Annotated in this window: 16 protein-coding genes and 1 riboswitch; of the genes, 4 read left to right on the forward strand and 12 right to left on the reverse strand. The window is 55.1% G+C overall.

Annotated features, from left to right (window positions below):
• The first annotated feature begins 24 nt into the window (after nucleotides 1-24).
• A complete protein-coding gene (tssD, locus tag OB87_RS19785; RefSeq protein WP_268745833.1) occupies nucleotides 25-246 on the forward strand; it encodes a type VI secretion system tube protein TssD in 222 nt (73 codons plus the stop codon).
• A 96-nt stretch (nucleotides 247-342) separates the two neighbouring features.
• On the opposite strand, the gene OB87_RS08730 is transcribed toward tssD, so the two are convergent.
• Genes OB87_RS08730 through OB87_RS08740 form a run of 3 tightly spaced genes read right to left on the reverse strand, consistent with a single transcriptional unit; the run spans nucleotide 343 to nucleotide 2,320 of the window.
• Nucleotides 343-894 (reverse strand): hypothetical protein, encoded by a 552-nt coding sequence (locus OB87_RS08730; RefSeq protein WP_033569061.1) that lies wholly within the window; start codon nucleotides 892-894, stop codon nucleotides 343-345.
• A complete protein-coding gene (locus OB87_RS08735; protein ID WP_033569062.1) occupies nucleotides 891-1,457 on the reverse strand; it encodes a hypothetical protein in 567 nt (188 codons plus the stop codon). Before OB87_RS08735 ends, OB87_RS08730 begins: the two co-directional genes overlap by 4 nt.
• A gap of 11 nt (nucleotides 1,458-1,468) precedes the next feature.
• Nucleotides 1,469-2,320 (reverse strand): N-acetylmuramidase domain-containing protein, encoded by an 852-nt coding sequence (locus OB87_RS08740; RefSeq protein WP_033569063.1) that lies wholly within the window; start codon nucleotides 2,318-2,320, stop codon nucleotides 1,469-1,471.
• A gap of 190 nt (nucleotides 2,321-2,510) precedes the next feature.
• On the opposite strand from OB87_RS08740, the gene OB87_RS08745 reads away from it, so the two are divergent.
• Nucleotides 2,511-3,278 carry a DedA family protein gene (locus tag OB87_RS08745; RefSeq protein ID WP_033569064.1) on the forward strand — a complete coding sequence of 256 codons (768 nt, stop codon included), beginning with the start codon at nucleotides 2,511-2,513 and terminating at the stop codon, nucleotides 3,276-3,278.
• A gap of 45 nt (nucleotides 3,279-3,323) precedes the next feature.
• Here the strand turns inward: OB87_RS08745 and ilvN are convergent, their stop codons facing one another.
• From ilvN to sgrR, 6 genes are all read right to left on the reverse strand, one after another.
• Nucleotides 3,324-3,617 (reverse strand): acetolactate synthase small subunit, encoded by a 294-nt coding sequence (gene ilvN / locus OB87_RS08750; protein WP_033569065.1) that lies wholly within the window; start codon nucleotides 3,615-3,617, stop codon nucleotides 3,324-3,326.
• A gap of 3 nt (nucleotides 3,618-3,620) precedes the next feature.
• Nucleotides 3,621-5,285 carry an acetolactate synthase large subunit gene (ilvB, locus tag OB87_RS08755; protein WP_033569066.1) on the reverse strand — a complete coding sequence of 555 codons (1,665 nt, stop codon included), beginning with the start codon at nucleotides 5,283-5,285 and terminating at the stop codon, nucleotides 3,621-3,623.
• 351 nt (nucleotides 5,286-5,636) lie between these two features.
• Nucleotides 5,637-6,329: a thiamine ABC transporter ATP-binding protein ThiQ gene (thiQ, locus tag OB87_RS08760; protein WP_033569067.1), complete on the reverse strand. Its 693-nt coding sequence runs from the start codon at nucleotides 6,327-6,329 to the stop codon at nucleotides 5,637-5,639.
• On the reverse strand, nucleotides 6,313-7,923 hold the full coding sequence (gene thiP / locus OB87_RS08765; RefSeq protein ID WP_033569068.1) for a thiamine/thiamine pyrophosphate ABC transporter permease ThiP: 1,611 nt from the start codon (nucleotides 7,921-7,923) through the stop codon (nucleotides 6,313-6,315). The genes thiQ and thiP overlap by 17 nt, the downstream gene beginning before the upstream one ends.
• Nucleotides 7,899-8,882: a thiamine ABC transporter substrate binding subunit gene (gene thiB, locus OB87_RS08770; protein ID WP_033569069.1), complete on the reverse strand. Its 984-nt coding sequence runs from the start codon at nucleotides 8,880-8,882 to the stop codon at nucleotides 7,899-7,901. The genes thiP and thiB overlap by 25 nt, the downstream gene beginning before the upstream one ends.
• A gap of 42 nt (nucleotides 8,883-8,924) precedes the next feature.
• Nucleotides 8,925-9,034, reverse strand: a riboswitch (TPP riboswitch).
• A gap of 56 nt (nucleotides 9,035-9,090) precedes the next feature.
• Nucleotides 9,091-10,758 carry an HTH-type transcriptional regulator SgrR gene (gene sgrR, locus OB87_RS08775; protein WP_033569070.1) on the reverse strand — a complete coding sequence of 556 codons (1,668 nt, stop codon included), beginning with the start codon at nucleotides 10,756-10,758 and terminating at the stop codon, nucleotides 9,091-9,093.
• Between the two features lie 111 nt (nucleotides 10,759-10,869).
• Here sgrR and sgrT point away from each other — a divergent pair, with 111 nt between their 5' ends.
• Nucleotides 10,870-11,028, forward strand: a complete 159-nt coding sequence (gene sgrT / locus OB87_RS08780) for a glucose uptake inhibitor SgrT (protein WP_033569071.1) — start codon at nucleotides 10,870-10,872, stop codon at nucleotides 11,026-11,028.
• Nucleotides 11,029-11,146: 118 nt separating this feature from the next.
• On the opposite strand, the gene tnaA is transcribed toward sgrT, so the two are convergent.
• Together tnaA and tnaC are read right to left on the reverse strand one after the other, a co-directional pair.
• Entirely contained in the window at nucleotides 11,147-12,547 is a 1,401-nt protein-coding gene (tnaA, locus tag OB87_RS08785; protein WP_033569072.1) for a tryptophanase, read from the reverse strand.
• A gap of 96 nt (nucleotides 12,548-12,643) precedes the next feature.
• Nucleotides 12,644-12,754 (reverse strand): tryptophanase leader peptide, encoded by a 111-nt coding sequence (tnaC, locus tag OB87_RS19790; protein ID WP_071603989.1) that lies wholly within the window; start codon nucleotides 12,752-12,754, stop codon nucleotides 12,644-12,646.
• Between the two features lie 249 nt (nucleotides 12,755-13,003).
• Between tnaC and OB87_RS08790 the strand changes: the two genes are divergently transcribed.
• Nucleotides 13,004-13,903, forward strand: coding sequence for a siderophore-interacting protein (locus OB87_RS08790; protein ID WP_033569073.1), 900 nt, complete (start codon nucleotides 13,004-13,006; stop codon nucleotides 13,901-13,903).
• Between the two features lie 472 nt (nucleotides 13,904-14,375).
• On the opposite strand, the gene leuD is transcribed toward OB87_RS08790, so the two are convergent.
• On the reverse strand, nucleotides 14,376-14,978 hold the full coding sequence (leuD, locus tag OB87_RS08795) for a 3-isopropylmalate dehydratase small subunit (RefSeq protein ID WP_033569074.1): 603 nt from the start codon (nucleotides 14,976-14,978) through the stop codon (nucleotides 14,376-14,378).
• Nucleotides 14,979-14,982: the final 4 nt, after the last annotated feature.

Here is a 14,982-nt window from a genome sequence, read left to right on the forward strand (position 1 = left end):
CAATTTTAATTACACCCTCCCTTCATTTTCTACCGAACCTCAGAAAATGGAGGGATGGAGCAATATTTTTCAATGAAACTGACTGATGCAAAAGTAAAAAATATCAGAATGCATTATCCCAGTTCGATAACACACAACGAATATCAACCAGAAGAGTTTATCTCTTTTACTTATAAAAACATGCTGTGCGAACATATCAAAGCTGGAACCAGTGCATATTGTATTTGGGAAAGTCAGTCGTTTTAATTAGCGGATTATTCCTGTGTTATTATCTGGCACCATCGTGTGGTATTAGGTGCCGGATAATTAATTTTAAATTTAGTGTTTTTAGCTTTTCACAGCTTACGGATTTTCTTCAAGGTATTTTTTAAGATCAATGATGCTTTTCTTTTCAGAATAAAACTGTAGCTTTTCAATTGTATTGCTTACATCGGTTATTGTTTTTCTTTCTTTATCTAATTCAAGTAAGAAATAGTTTTGCGATGTTCTGTCACGCAATGCTACGGTATAAACAAAACCAATGAACGTTTTTCCTTTAACTTCAATTTTTCCTACCGCATCGAGACTCAGGCAGGTCACTGTTCCAAAAAATCCTCGACCGATAGAAATTTTTATATCTGAGATGTTTTTATTATCTGAAGACCATCCAATGAAACAGAGTGGTTCAATGTTGTTGTAATATCCTTCAGCGGGCACGATAGTGCCTATGTATTTTCCGTTTTCGCTGATGTCGAAAGTCTGACCTTTCTGTATTTTTATGCGGTTGATTTTTGATAGTTGACCTTTTGTTATTAAATTATTCAATATGCTACTATCATCATTTTGAGTTAGCCTAATAGTAGAGTATGAATTCAATGGAATTATCAATATGAGTATTGTCAACAGAGCTTTCATTCTTTCTTTTCCATCACTTTTTTAAGATGTTTTCTGATTGCAGTAATACTTTTTATTTCATTGGTATTTTGTAGGGGTTCTACAAGCTTGCTTTTATCTGTAATAGCTCTTTTGTCCTGATCTAGCTCCAATAAAAAATAATTTTGTTCCGTTCTGTCATCAGGCAGACCGACTGAATAAACAAATCCAATGAATGTTTTTCCTGCGGACTCTATCTTTCCTAGCGCATCAAGGCTTTCGCATTGTGAAAACTCAAAGTCACCATTCCCCATCGATAAGACAATATTAGAAATCGTCTTTTTGTCCGTAGACCAACTAATAAAGCAAACTGGATAGTCATTTTTATAAAATCCTTTTCCCGGTATTATTGTTCCTATGTTTTTATTGTTTTCAGTAATATCAAAAATTTGCTCTTCTTGTATTTTTATATCAACAATGCCTCTTTGGCTTGCATCCTCAATGGTTTTTTTTATTAGTGATTCTTCGCTGCTTTTTACCAAGTTTATCGATGCGTAAGATTGTAATGAAGCAAATATCGTAATTAGAAATAATATCTTTCTCATAAGATCCCCTACTATCTGGTTGTTAGTAAATGATAGTTATTTGCCATTTTTATATGGTAATTCCTTTCGGCATATTTTCTCCCATTGTAAAGTCTCGCAAATGTTGTCCAGTCTTTGTTTTGTAATGCCGAGCGTAAAGCTGGCGTGTTTTTTATATGATTAATAAAAGCAAATACCTGACCATTAGTGTTTTTCATTGCAGAGACAAAACTTTCAATGTCATTAAAGCCTGCACTTCTATAATTTGCTCCCATAATCTGGAACGCTCCCCAGGAAACGGACATGAGTGCCGCTTGTCGATCCAGTGTCATTGCAGTTTCGAGTCTTTCATATTGGAGTTCATGTGAGCCATATTGCTTGTAACGTTCACCTGATATCTCTGGGTATGTGCGATCATATCTGCCTTGTGTCAGGTTATGAAAATAATGCCGCTCATAGAGTATTTTCGGTTTTCCGGGGCTGATAAAAGCGCTACGTAATGCGGTTTCAGTCATCACAACCGCTTTAATGGCTGCCACTTCACAATTCAGCTCTCTGGCTGCATTAAGGTAAAGCTCTTCGGAGACGCTGTCGCCAGAGTTGTCAGAGAAAGAGGGCTGAGAGGTTGCCGGGCGTCGGGTGTGAAGATGGTTTAATTTTCTCAGTGTAGGTCCGTGTGGGGAGACGATACCGTCAGGCGTACCCATTCCTACTATCTGGCGTTGAAATTGAGTAATCGCGGTTTGTGTTCTGATGCCGACAATACCATCAACGCTCAGTATTCCGTTTGACCGGCTATTCAGCAACTGTTGAACGGTTTTTACGTCTTCAGCCCTGTTAACCTGCCCTTTGCCAACAGGAAAAGCAATCCTGGCTTCTTCCATGAATCAATCCATTTATTTTCCTAATATGATGCTTTTATAACAACAAAATAGCGTAGCTTCAAGGACGTGGCCGTCCAGTGATGATGAGCCTCGCGTCAGCCGCGTTTTTACTACTATCTGCCATATTCCCACCGTTTCCTGCTATCATTCCGTTATCTTTGTTCATAAAAAAGCAGAAATGTAGAGGTTTATGGAAGCCTGGCTGGAGCATCTGATCACTCAATCGTTAGCGTATTCGCTGACGGCGGTACTGCTGGTGGCGTTTCTGGAGTCGCTGGCGTTGGTGGGGCTGCTGTTGCCCGGTACGCTGATGATGGCGTCGCTGGGGGCGTTGATCGGTAGCGGCAATATGGGGCTTTACCCGGCCTGGGGCATGGGCATTATCGGTTGCCTGCTGGGAGACTGGATTTCCTATTTCATTGGCTGGCGTTTCAAGGATCGGCTGCATAACTGGTCTTTCCTGCAAAAGCACCGCGCTTACCTGTATCGCACCGAAAAAATGCTGCATCAGCACAATATGGCGACCATTCTGATTGGACGGTTTTTTGGCCCGACTCGCCCGCTGATCCCGATGGTGGCGGGAATGCTGGAGTTGTCGCCCCGGCGCTTTGCGTTGCCGAATATCATCGGCTGTCTCACCTGGCCGCCGGTTTATCTGATGCCCGGCATTTTGGCCGGCGTGGCGATTGATATCCCCAAGCAGGCCGACAGCGGCAGTTTTAAATGGCTGTTGTTAGCCACGGCTATCCTGCTGTGGGGGGCGGGTTGGTTGGTGTGGCGTTTGTGGCGTACACGTCGTGGAGCAAAAGCCGAATCAACCGGTTGGTTGACGCTTGCCCGTTTGTACTGGCTGGCACCGCTGGTTTCGGTTATCGCCGTCGCCAGCTTGTGGCAGTTATGGCAGCACCCGTTGATGCCGGTGTACCGCCGTCTGCTGTGGCAAATTCTGATTGGTTGAATCTGGGTCGAGGACCATACCGGGAATCGGTATGGCCCCTGCGGCTCAGCGGTAAAACTCCGCGACCTGATCAAAGATACGCATCTCTTCGCCGTGGCGAGTCACCTGCAATACATCTTCCAGCTTTTCCACTTGGCTTATCATCTGCGGCAGGCGTTGGTCGTCTTTCACCAGCAACCAGATACGGCTCTGCTCGTCGCCCGGTAGCGGCATACACATGATGCCTTCCACGTTGAACGCGCGGCGGGCGAACAGCCCGCATACATGCGACATCACGCCCGGATGGTTGCGTACCGAGAGTTCCAGCGTGACCTGTGCAGTAATGGATGGGGTCTGCATGATTTAATCTCCAATCATCTCAATGTTGGCGGCACCCGGCGGCACCATCGGGAACACTTTTTCGTTGATATCGATAGCGGCGTGGATCAACGTCGGTCCCGGTCGTTGCAGTGCCTCGCGCAATGCAGCTTGCGGATTGTCGGCGGCGTTCAGGTCGCAGGTGGCGAAGCCAAAGCCTGCGGCAATCGCCAGAAAGTTGGTCTGATAGCGGTAATCAGAAGCCACATAGTTTTGCTGATAGAACAGATCCTGCTGCTGGTGCACCAACCCCAGCGACTGGTTGTTCATCAGCACGATTTTTACGTTCAGGTTCTCTTCCACCGCAGTGGCCATCTCCTGAATGTTCATCATCAGGCTGCCGTCACCGGAAAAGCAGACGACAGTGCGTTGTGGCTCCGCCAGTGCGGCACCGATAGCGGCCGGTACGCCGAAGCCCATGGTGCCCAAGCCTCCGGAGGTCAGCCATTGCCGCGAGCGGCGCAGCGGGTAGGCCTGCGCCACCCACATCTGATGCTGTCCTACATCGGTGGTGATGATGGCCTTGTCATCCAATTGGCTGGCGACGGCGCGGACCAGTCCGTAATGGCTGAGTGGATCATCAGCATTCGGCATACTGAACGGAAATTCCTGCTGTAATGTGCGCACCTGAGCGAGCCAGTCGGTACGCGGCTGGCGTTCGATCAACGGCAGCAACTGATCCAGCGCCTGTGCGACATCGGCGTGGAGCGCCACGTGCGGCTGGCGGATCTTGCCCAATTCTGCTGGGTCGATATCGATATGGATTACGCTGGCATTCGGGCAAAACTGCTCGGCTTTGCCGATAGCGCGATCGTCAAAACGCGCACCCAGTACGATCAGCAAGTCCGATTGTTGCAGGATCATATTGGTGCAACGGGCGGCGTGCATACCCAGCATACCGAGCGACAGTGGATGATCCACCGGCATGGCACCCAGCGCCATCAGGGTCATGGTGGTGGGCAGCCCGGCGCGTTCCGCCAATTCAATCGCCTGCTGATGCGCGCCTGCGCTGATGATGCCGCCGCCCAGATACAGAATCGGCCGTTTAGCCTGATTGATCATCGCAGCGGCGGCACGAATGGCGTCCTGATCCACGGCTGGTGCTGGGGTCAGCTCGCTCGGTGCGGGCAGTTCTGCCAGTTCGATGGTGGCAGTCTGCACGTCTTTGGGAATATCCACCCATACCGGGCCGGGGCGGCCAGACTGCGCCAGCCGGAAGGCATCGTTGATCACCCGCGGCAGTTCGCTGATATCGCGCACCAGATAGTTGTGTTTGGTGACCGGGATCGAGATGCCGTAGGTGTCGACTTCCTGAAAAGCATCGGTGCCGATCATACTGGACGGCACCTGACCGGTGATGCACACCAGCGGAATGGAATCGAGCTTGGCATCGGCGATAGCCGTCAGCAGGTTGGTCGCGCCAGGCCCGCTGGACGCCATACAAACCGCCGCTTTACCGCTGGCACGCGCCATCCCCTGCGCGATGAATCCGGCTCCCTGCTCGTGGCGGGCGAGTACGTGGCGAATAGTGCGGCTTTTTCCCAACGCATCGTACAGCGGCAGTGCTGCACCGCCCGGAATACCGGTCACGGTCGTGATGCCTTGCTGCTCTAGCAGACGGATGATCAGCTCAGCGCCTGTATAACGCATAGTCATATCCTTTATCAGGGCCGGTGTCAGGAGGAGCGGGGAGGGTGGATAAAAGAAACCCCGCTCGGCTTGCGCCGGCGGGGTTTGGGAATCTTTGCTTGATTCGGAACCCGTTACGGCGCGCTGCCGACCACGACCACCACGCGCACGACGACGACCGCGTCAAGCAGCGCGGTGTTGTTTAGTAGTGCGAAAGTAGAGGCGGCGTGTTTCACGGAGAACCTTATAGTCGTTTGGGTTAATTAGCATCTTCATCTAACCATGAGTGCGGAAAATCAGACAAGGCTCCGTCACACTGAAAAAGCAAAATCGTGCGGAGGATCACATTTTCCTGGTAAGGATTGCACTCTATCATCCCAGACCGAGCACCCGCGCCGCATCCGGGTGACTGGCTAGTTCGTGGGTCGGGCCGTCGTGATAGATGCGGCCGTCCACCACCAACACGCTGCGCGGCGCAATACGCGCGGCGTCTTCCAACTGGTGAGACACCATCAGCAGCGTTAACTGGCGATCCCGGCTGATCTCGTCCACCAGCGATAACATCTCCTGACGCAGGGCCGGGTCGAGCGCGGAAAACGGCTCGTCCAGCAGCAGGATCGGCTGCTGGCGGATCAGGCAGCGTGCCAGCGCCGCCCGTTGCCGTTGACCGCCGGAAACTTGCGACGGCAGGCGTTCCAGCAGCGTAGACAGCCCCATGCGGCTGGCGATATCGCGCAACGTATCCCGCTGTTCCGCATTCAGCTTCAGGCCGGGGTGCAGGCCGAGCGCGATATTCTGTGCCAGCGTCAGATGGGGAAACAGGTTGTTTTCCTGAAACAGGATCGACACCGGGCGTTTCGCCGGTGGCGTGGTGAGGTGATCCTGCCCGTTGAGTAGCAGGCGGCCGCTGTCAGCCGGAAGAAAACCGGCGATCAGGCTGAGCAGGGTGCTTTTCCCCGCGCCGCTCGGGCCCAGAATGGCGATACGCTCGCCGGGCTGCACCTGTAAATCGAAACGCATCGGCAGGTGCTGGTAGAGGTAGGTCAACTTATCGAGCGCGATCATGAAAGCCTGCTAGTTTTTCAATCAGGGTAAACAGCATAAAACACAACAGCAACAGCAGCAGCGCCGTCACCGCGCCGTCGGCGCTGCGATAAGCGCCAATCTGCTGATAGAGGTAAAACGGCAGAGTGCGGAACTGCTCGTTGCCGAACAGCGCGATGATGCCGAAATCGCCCACCGACAGCACACTGGCAAAGGCCAGCGCCTGGGCGATGGGCGCGCGCAGCGCCTTGAGTTCCACCACCTTGAGGCGGTGCCAGCCGCGGATATCCAGCGACTGACACAACAGACTATAACGCGCTGCCGTGTCAACCATCGGATTTTCCAGCACTTTCATCGCGTAGGGGATTGCTAGCAACGCGTTGGTGAGCACCACCAGACCATACGGAGAAGCGGGTAAGCCGATAGTGCGGTTAAGCAGCAGGAAAAAGCCGGAGGCCAGCACAATGCCCGGCATCGCCAGAATCAGCATCCCGCTGACATCCAGCCATTGGGCGGAACGCTGCCGCTGGCGCAGTTTCAGTTCCCGGCTGCTCCACAGCAGCATCAGCGTCAGCACCACGCTGAGTACACCGGCAGCCAGCGCGATGCGCAGTGACGTCCAGAGCGTTTGCCATAACGCGGGCTGGCGCAAGACATCCGGCAGCGAGCGGTTCAGGCCGTCCGCCACCACCGCCAGCAGCGGCGGCAGCAACAGCAACAGCGCCGCGGCGATCAGTAGCGTATCGGTAACACGGCTGAGCCTGCTGTCCTGTGGGTCGCGCCAGTGGAGATGCTGGCTGGAACCGACTGTCAGCAGCCTGCTCAGCCGCTGACTGATCAACACCAGCCCCAGGCAGCACGCCATCTGCAACAGCGCCAGCAGCGCGGCGCGGGCCGGGTCATAGTCGAAGCTCAACGCCTGATAGATCGCCAGTTCGATGGTAGTCGCCTGCGGGCCGCCACCCAACGCCAATACTGTGGCGAAACTGGCGAAACACAGCATGAAAATCAACGCACCGGCGGGCAACAACTGCCGACGCAGCCACGGCCACTCCACCAGCCGGAAAAAGTGCCAGCCGCGCAGGCCAAGCTGGGCTGCCAATTGGCGCTGCTCGGTGGCGATGCCTTCCAGCGCCTGCACAAACAGCCGGGTCGCCAGCGGCAGATTAAAAAAGACGTGGGCCAGCAGAATGCCCTGCAAACCATAAGGCGAAAAACGGTATTCGATACCGAATTGCATCAGCAGGCGTGCCAGCCAGCCTTCGCGGCCGTAGACGCTGAGGATGCCGAATACCGCCACCAGTACCGGCAGGACCAGCGTCATCGCGCACAGGCGCAGCAGCAGGCGATGGCCGGGAAAGCGGCGGCGGTATAACGCCCGCGCCAGAAACAACGCGGGCAGGGTGGAAAGCAGAGCAGACAGCAGCGCCTGCCAGAAGCTGAAGCGAATGACATGCCACAGGTAGCTGTCATCCCACAGCGCTTGCCAGGGGACGCCGGGCGCGTCCAGCCACAGCGCCGCGAACGCCAGCACCGCGGTGCCGGTCAGCAATGCTGCCGCCAGCAGCCCCGGCCACAGCCAGCCGGGAATCAGCGGCTGACGGCGCGTTGCCATGCCTGTACCCAGTTCGCGCGCTGCTCAGCTACCTGCTGCGAGGTGAACTCCAGCGGGGCCGAGGGCTGTGGCAGGGTGTTATAGCCTGCGGGCAGGTCGATTTTGACAACCGGATACATCCAGTTGGTGGTTGGGATGATCTGTTGGAAGGTTGGGCTGACCATAAATTGCAGGAACTGTGTCGCCAGTTGCGGATTTTTGCTGTTGGCTAATTGCGCGGCGACTTCAACCTGCAAATAGTGGCCTTCGCTAAAACTGGCCGCCGCGTAGCTGTCTTTCTTCTCGGCGATGAGGTGGTAAGCCGGGGAGGTAGTGTAGCTCAACACCAGATCGGCTTCGCCTTTCAGGAACAGGCCGTAGGCTTCGCTCCAGCCTTTGGTGACGGTGACGGTTTTGGCCGCCAGTTTCTGCCAGGCTTGCGGTGCCTGGTCGCCATAGACTTTCTGCATCCACAGCAGCAGGCCCAGACCCGGCGTGCTGGTGCGCGGATCTTCATAAATCACTTTCCACGGTTGATTGCTTTCCACCAGTTCGCGCAGGCTCTTGGGCGGGTTTTTCAGTTTGTCCTTGTTGTAGACGAAGGCGAAATAGCCGTAGTCGAAGGGCAGAAAGGTGTCGTTGTGCCAGCCGCCGGGCACCGTCAACTCGCTGGTATTGACGCCATGCTTACCAAACAGGCCGGTCTGTGCCGCGGCCTGAACCAGATTGTTGTCCAACCCCAGTACCACGTCCGCCGGGGTGTTCTTGCCTTCCATACGCAGGCGGTTGAGCAGAGCGACGCCATCTTCCAGCGCCACGAATTTCAGCTCGCAGTTGCACGCGTTTTCAAACGCGGTTTTGACCGCCGGGCCGGGGCCCCATTCTGAGGCGAACGAGTCGTAGGTGTAGACCGTCAGGGTCGGTTTGGCGAACACGGGGGCGGACAGCAGTAGCAGGCAGGACAGTAATTTCTTTAACACTTTGCGCTCCAATTGTTGAAGGCGGCAAAGGACTTTGAGCAAGCGGGATGCAGTCTCAAATCCCTTCGCCGGTATTAACCGGATCAGGTTCGACGGGTATTTTCTCAGCGATACAACGCCTGTAAGCGTTGACCGCACCCCGTTGAGAACGGCGGTATTGTAAAGTGTTTGTCACATCAGGAAAAGCGCCATGACCCACGACACGTGGTTATAGCGTTGAGTCCGGTGGTGCAAACCAGGCCGATTTGAAATCGAACCAGCCCAGCGTATTCATACGCAGGCCGCGCATACTGGCCTGGCCTTGCAGCCGCAGCCAGTGGTGAAATAGCGGATGGAGTTGCTGCCGACTGACCAGCGACTGGCACCACTCCGCCTGCGACAACTCGCCCTGACGCCACTGACGCGCGGTGTGTTCCAACTCGTCATCGCCCAGGCAGTGCCGCAGCAACGGCAATTCGTACAGCATCGCGAACAGTGAAAACTCCAGCGGCAGATAAAAGTTGGCGCTGCCAAGCCAGAGTTCGCCTGCGTCATCGCCCTGGCACCAGTCATCAAATTCCAGGCTGCGCAACGTTAACGTGACGCCATGCGTGGCTAGCAGGTGGCTCATGATACTGCTTATCACCGCGTATTCTGGGTGATCACGGTAGCAGGTGAGGGTGAGATGGGTCAGGCCGACCGGTTTTTCCCGTACCGCTCGCGGCGGGCTGTGATGCCAGCGCGGCAGCAGGCCATAGGCGGGGGACCATTCGCTCTGGTAGGGGCTATCGGCCAGGCCGAGCATCGCCACCGGGCTTAACACCTGACACAACCAGTGGCGGATCTCCGGGTCCGCCATTTGCGGCGAACGGCGGTCAAACAGTAGGAAATAGCAGCCTTCTTCGAGCCGGTTCTCCAGTTCATTGTCCGTGGTGTCGTCGCCCTGCAACGTGACAGTACAGGCGGGAATGATCGGTGCTTCTGGTAATACCCAAATGCTGACTTCATCAATCAGCGCCCGGTAGCCAAAGTAATCGTCAAACGCGGCAATCTTCAATTGATTGGGCGAGTTACGTACCACCTGATACGGCCCGGTTCCAATGGGCTGGCGCATAAAATCCGGTAGCGTTTGCCACTCTTTGGGCAGGATCATCGCCGGTACGCTGCCGAGCAGCCACGGCAGCCACTCATCCGGCATACTGAGCCGAATATCCAGCACGAACGGCGTAGGGGAAGCGATGTCGGTCAGGTGTGAGAACAGCGGTAGCGCCGTCAGCCGGGACAGCGAAGCGATCACGTCTTCCATCGTCAGTTCCCGTCCGTGGTGAAAACGAATCGCCGGGCGCAGATAGAAACGCCAGTGCAGCGGCGACAGCGCCTGCCAGTGGTGGGCGATATCTGGCAACAGTTCCCCATTTTCCTCATTTAGGCTGGTCAACCCGCTGAAAATCTGACGAGCGATGTGGGTTTCCGAACGCCGCAACGCGCTGCCGGGCAACAGGTTATGCATCGGCCGGTAGTACAGGATCCTCAGCAGATGACGCCCCTGGCGCACGCTACGTCCGAGATGAGACAGCAACATTTGGCGCACGGTTTCCTTGTCGCCCACCAGTTGCACCAACTGATCGATACGGTCCTGCTCCAGCAGGTCTTCAGCACGCTGCTGTTGCAGCGCTAACCCGGTGTAGAGAAAGCCAAGGCGCGAACGTTTACCGCGTCCGGCTTCCGCTTGCCAGGTAAGCCAGCCTTGTTGTTGCATGGCACCCAGCAGCGAACGGATATGACGGCGGGAGCAATTAAGCAGCAGCGCCAGTTCCTGTAACGTGGTGTCGGTGTCCTGACCTTGCAGGCATTGCCATAACCGGATGAATTGTTGTTGCAGGCGTGGCGAGGACATAAAAGAGGAACTCCGCGGCTTAAGCTCATCAATATATTTTTCCCTATATTACGCGGATACTTTCAGTCAGTGAATGGTTCAGTGCGTGAACCGCTGTGAAGGGGTGGGCATATGCGCCAGTTATTCCGCTTTTACCGTCACTGGCTTTGCCGGGGATGTCGCCGGGGGTGGGGGGGACTCACTGCGGGTCAGCGGATGGCGTTGTTGTTACAGGTCAACCAATGGCAGATCCGGGATATGGATGAGGAAGAGTATCGTCGCTGGCTGTGACCAGACGGTGACATCGAATGAGAGTGAGAACAACGGCGGGAAACCGCCACCGTGTTCTGAGTAATGGTGCTATTCACCAGCCAGCGGGTATTCCGCTGGCTTTTTTTATGGCGGCGCGTTATTCCACCGGTTTCAGGCGGGCGACAAAGTGACGCAATACCGGCGGTTCGTAGGTAAAGGTCAGGCCTTTGATGCTGCCAGCCCTTTCTTTTAAGGCGATCAGCGAGTCAGCGATGTAGTCCATGTGATCGTTGGTATACACCCGGCGTGGAATGGTCAGGCGCAGCAGCTCCAGCGGTGACGGTTTCTGCTCGCCGGTATCTGGATCTCGCCCCAGCAACAACGAGCCGATTTCCACACTGCGGATACCCGCTTCCAGGTAAAGTTCGTTATTCAGCGCCTGCGCCGGGAACTGTTCCGCCGGAATGTGAGGCAGCAGTTTTTTAGCATCGACAAACACCGCGTGCCCACCCACTGGATACTGAATCGGGATGCCACCGGCGCGAAGGCGTTCGCCGAGGTAGGTCACCTGACCAATGCGGTAGGTCAGATAGTCCTCGTTCATGCCTTCTTCCAGCCCGATGGCTAACGCTTCCATGTCGCGCCCGGCCAGGCCGCCATAGGTGACGAAACCTTCCATCGGCACGCAACGGATGCGCACCTCATTGAACAGATCCTCGTCACTGCGAAAACAGCACAGGCCGCCAATGTTCACCATCGGGTCTTTCTTCGCCGACATGGTGAGCATGTCGCCGTACTGATACATCTCGTGGACGATCGCTTTGATCGAGCGGTTTTCGTAACCGGCTTCGCGCTGTTTGATAAACCAGGCGTTTTCACAGAACCGTGCCGAGTCGATCACGACCGGGATCCCGTGCTGTTGTGCGATGCGATACACCTCACGCATGTTACCCATCGAGATCGGCTGGCCGCCGGAGCTGTTGCAGGTAACGGTGGTGATGATCGCCACCACATTGTCCGCGCCGTGCTGTTCAATGGTGGTTTGCAGCAGATCAAGATCGAAATCGCCTTTCCAGTCGTAATAGGTGGTGGTATCGAAGGCTTTTGGCGTCACCACGTTGATGGCGCGCGCACCGTTCAGTTCCACATGGGCGGCGGTGGTATCGAAATGGAAGTTAGAAATAAACACGGGCTTCTTGCCGCCGCCAGCGCGCTGCTTTTTGGCGATTAGACACGGGAATAGGATTTGCTCCGCACCGCGCCCCTGATGGGTCGGAATGGTGAACGGATAACCCAGCAGCGCTTTTACCTGATCACACAGGTGGTAGTAGTTGCGCGACCCGGCGTAGGCTTCGTCGCCCATCATCAGCCCTGCCCACTGACGGTCGCTCATGGCACCGGTGCCGGAGTCGGTCAGCAGGTCGATATAAACATCCTCACTGCGCAGCAGAAACGGGTTGTAGCCTGCTTCCTGCAAGGCTCGCTCCCGTTCGTCGCGGGTGGTCATACGGATGTTTTCTACCATTTTGATGCGAAAAGGCTCAGGAATGCGTTTCATGCGATATCTCCATGACGTCCGCCAGCAGACGTAACCGCCGCGGTATGACGTCAAAAATAAATTGAAATAAACGGGAAAAATCAGCGCAGAGCTGAATCAGGCATGAAACGGGCGAGGGAAATCGTTGGTGAGACGGTGGTCGATGTTGAACCAGGGGCGACAATCGCCGGAGAGGCTCAGTCGATAACACCGGATAACGCGTGTCATGAGTTCTCCTTATCTCGTGAGTAACGAACAATCAGGATAGGCGAAAAGTGGCGGACAAAACCGTGATCCCGCAGGCAATCCGGAGGCAGTTGGTGATAAGTGGTATGAGAATAGAAATTGAGTCAATAATGTTTCTCATTATCGTGAGTAAATGATAAAACTGTGCGGGGTTTGAGGCCGTTATCGGCACAAGTCATTAACAGGCGGCAGGTTGCCGGAGAGTCACAAGCAGAGAGGTCGAGGCGAGTTATGGCTGGGGTAAAGGAATATAAAGTGTTTGATGTTACGTTGGCCCACAAGACATTGCTTACCCCATCGCTGATGCGTTGTGTATTCAGCGGCGAAGCGGTGAAGAAGATGAAAATCTGCTCGCCGGATCAACGAATTAAAGTGTTGCTGCCCGCTGAGGATGGCACACCGCCGCGTCTGCCTGATGTCGGCGAGTGGTACAAGCTGGTGCAGGCAATGCCTAAACAACAGCGCCCGATTCCCCGCACCTATACGCTGCGCAGTCTGGATACTGTCGCGGGAGAAATGGTGGTGGAGTTCGTGGTGCACGGCACCGAAGGCCCGGCTTCCGCCTGGGTGATGCGTGCGCAGCCTGGCGAGGAATTGCAGGTCGTGGCACCACGCGGTGATTTTGTCGGTGATAACGGCGGCTATGAGTGGGTACTGGCGGAAAACACCCGTCAGGTGTTGCTGATGGGGGATGAAACCGCGCTCCCGGCGATCAAAGGCATTCTGGAGCAGTTGTCACAACGGGATAACCCGCCGCAGGTGCAGGCGTTTATCGAAGTACCGTTGCGTTCAGATTGCATCGACTATCGCCATCTGGCGTTTGCCGAGGTGGTGTGGCTGCCGCGCGAAGGCACCGGCGCGAGCTATGGTGAGCGCTTGCTGGAAGCGGCGCGCCATTGGTCATGCCCGGCAGCGCAGGTAGCAGCACAGCCAGTGATGGTGGCAGATATCGAAGAGGGCGAGAAGGTTTGGGAACCTGCCAGTACGCAGCAAGGTCAGTTCTTCGGCTGGATAGCGGCTGAATCATCAGCAGTGAAAGCACTGCGCCGCTACTTGCTGGGAGAAAAAAGCCTGGCGCAGGAGTCCATCACTTTTATGGCGTACTGGAGCCGCGGCCCCCGTTCACACTGAGGTTGTTGACAAACAACCGTGTTATTTTGTTGCTGGCGAATTTATGCAAGATCAGTGAGAAGTTTCGTGCGTGATAACGACGGTTGTTCCTTTGCAACGTCATCGCTCGCACGACAAGGAGAGGCTCAGACGCCGCCTCTCCTTGACCACTGGCTGGGGGCTAAACTGCGCCGCTACCGCGGTCCCTTCGGCGTTCGCCTTCGCTGTTCGGGCCGCCCGTGACGCGGTTACTCGCCCCATCCCTGGGGCTCGCCCTTCGGGCCAGCGTAAACGCTGTTCAAAAACGTTCCCAGCGTTTTTGTCCGGCGCGGCACGGGCTTTCGCGACGTCCTGTCGCTCACCCGGCGAAGTCGTCCACCTCAGCACAGTTTTTGACGCCGAAAACCTCTTCACCTTGCACTTACGTGGTTTGTCTGTAATCAAAAACCCACCGAAGTGGGCTTTGTGCGTGTTGTCAAACGGCGAGGCCGAATTAACGCAGGAATGCCGGTTGTTGCTGCTCGTAGCGGGAGATGGCCGCTTCGTGCTGCAGCGTCAGGCCGATGCTGTCCAGACCGTTTATCATGCAGTGACGGCGGAAGCTGTCGATATCGAACGAGTAGGTTTTGTCGCCCGCTTTCACCTGCTGCGCTTCCAGATCCACCGTGAAGGTGATGCCTTCGTGGCTTGCCACCAGTTTGAACAGGTCGTCGATATCGGATTCGCTCAGTTTGACCGGCAACAGCTGGTTGTTGAACGAGTTACCGTAAAAAATGTCGGCGAAACTGGGGGCGATCACCACCTTGAAACCGTAATCGGTCAGCGCCCACGGTGCGTGCTCGCGGGAAGAACCACAACCGAAGTTCTCGCGTGCCAGCAAAATGCTGGCACCTTTGTAGCGCGGTTGGTTCAGCACGAAATCCGGGTTAGGCTGCTGACCCGCGTCGTCCAGAAAACGCCAGTCGTGAAACAGATGCTGACCGAAACCGGTGCGGGTCACCTTTTGCAGAAACTGCTTCGGGATAATCGCGTCGGTATCGACGTTGGCGGCATCCAGCGGCACCACCAAACCAGTGTGTTGGGTAAATTTAGCCATGGAT

The sequence above is a fragment of the Dickeya undicola genome (genome assembly GCF_000784735.1).
Taxonomy (GTDB): Bacteria; Pseudomonadota; Gammaproteobacteria; order Enterobacterales; family Enterobacteriaceae; genus Dickeya; species Dickeya undicola.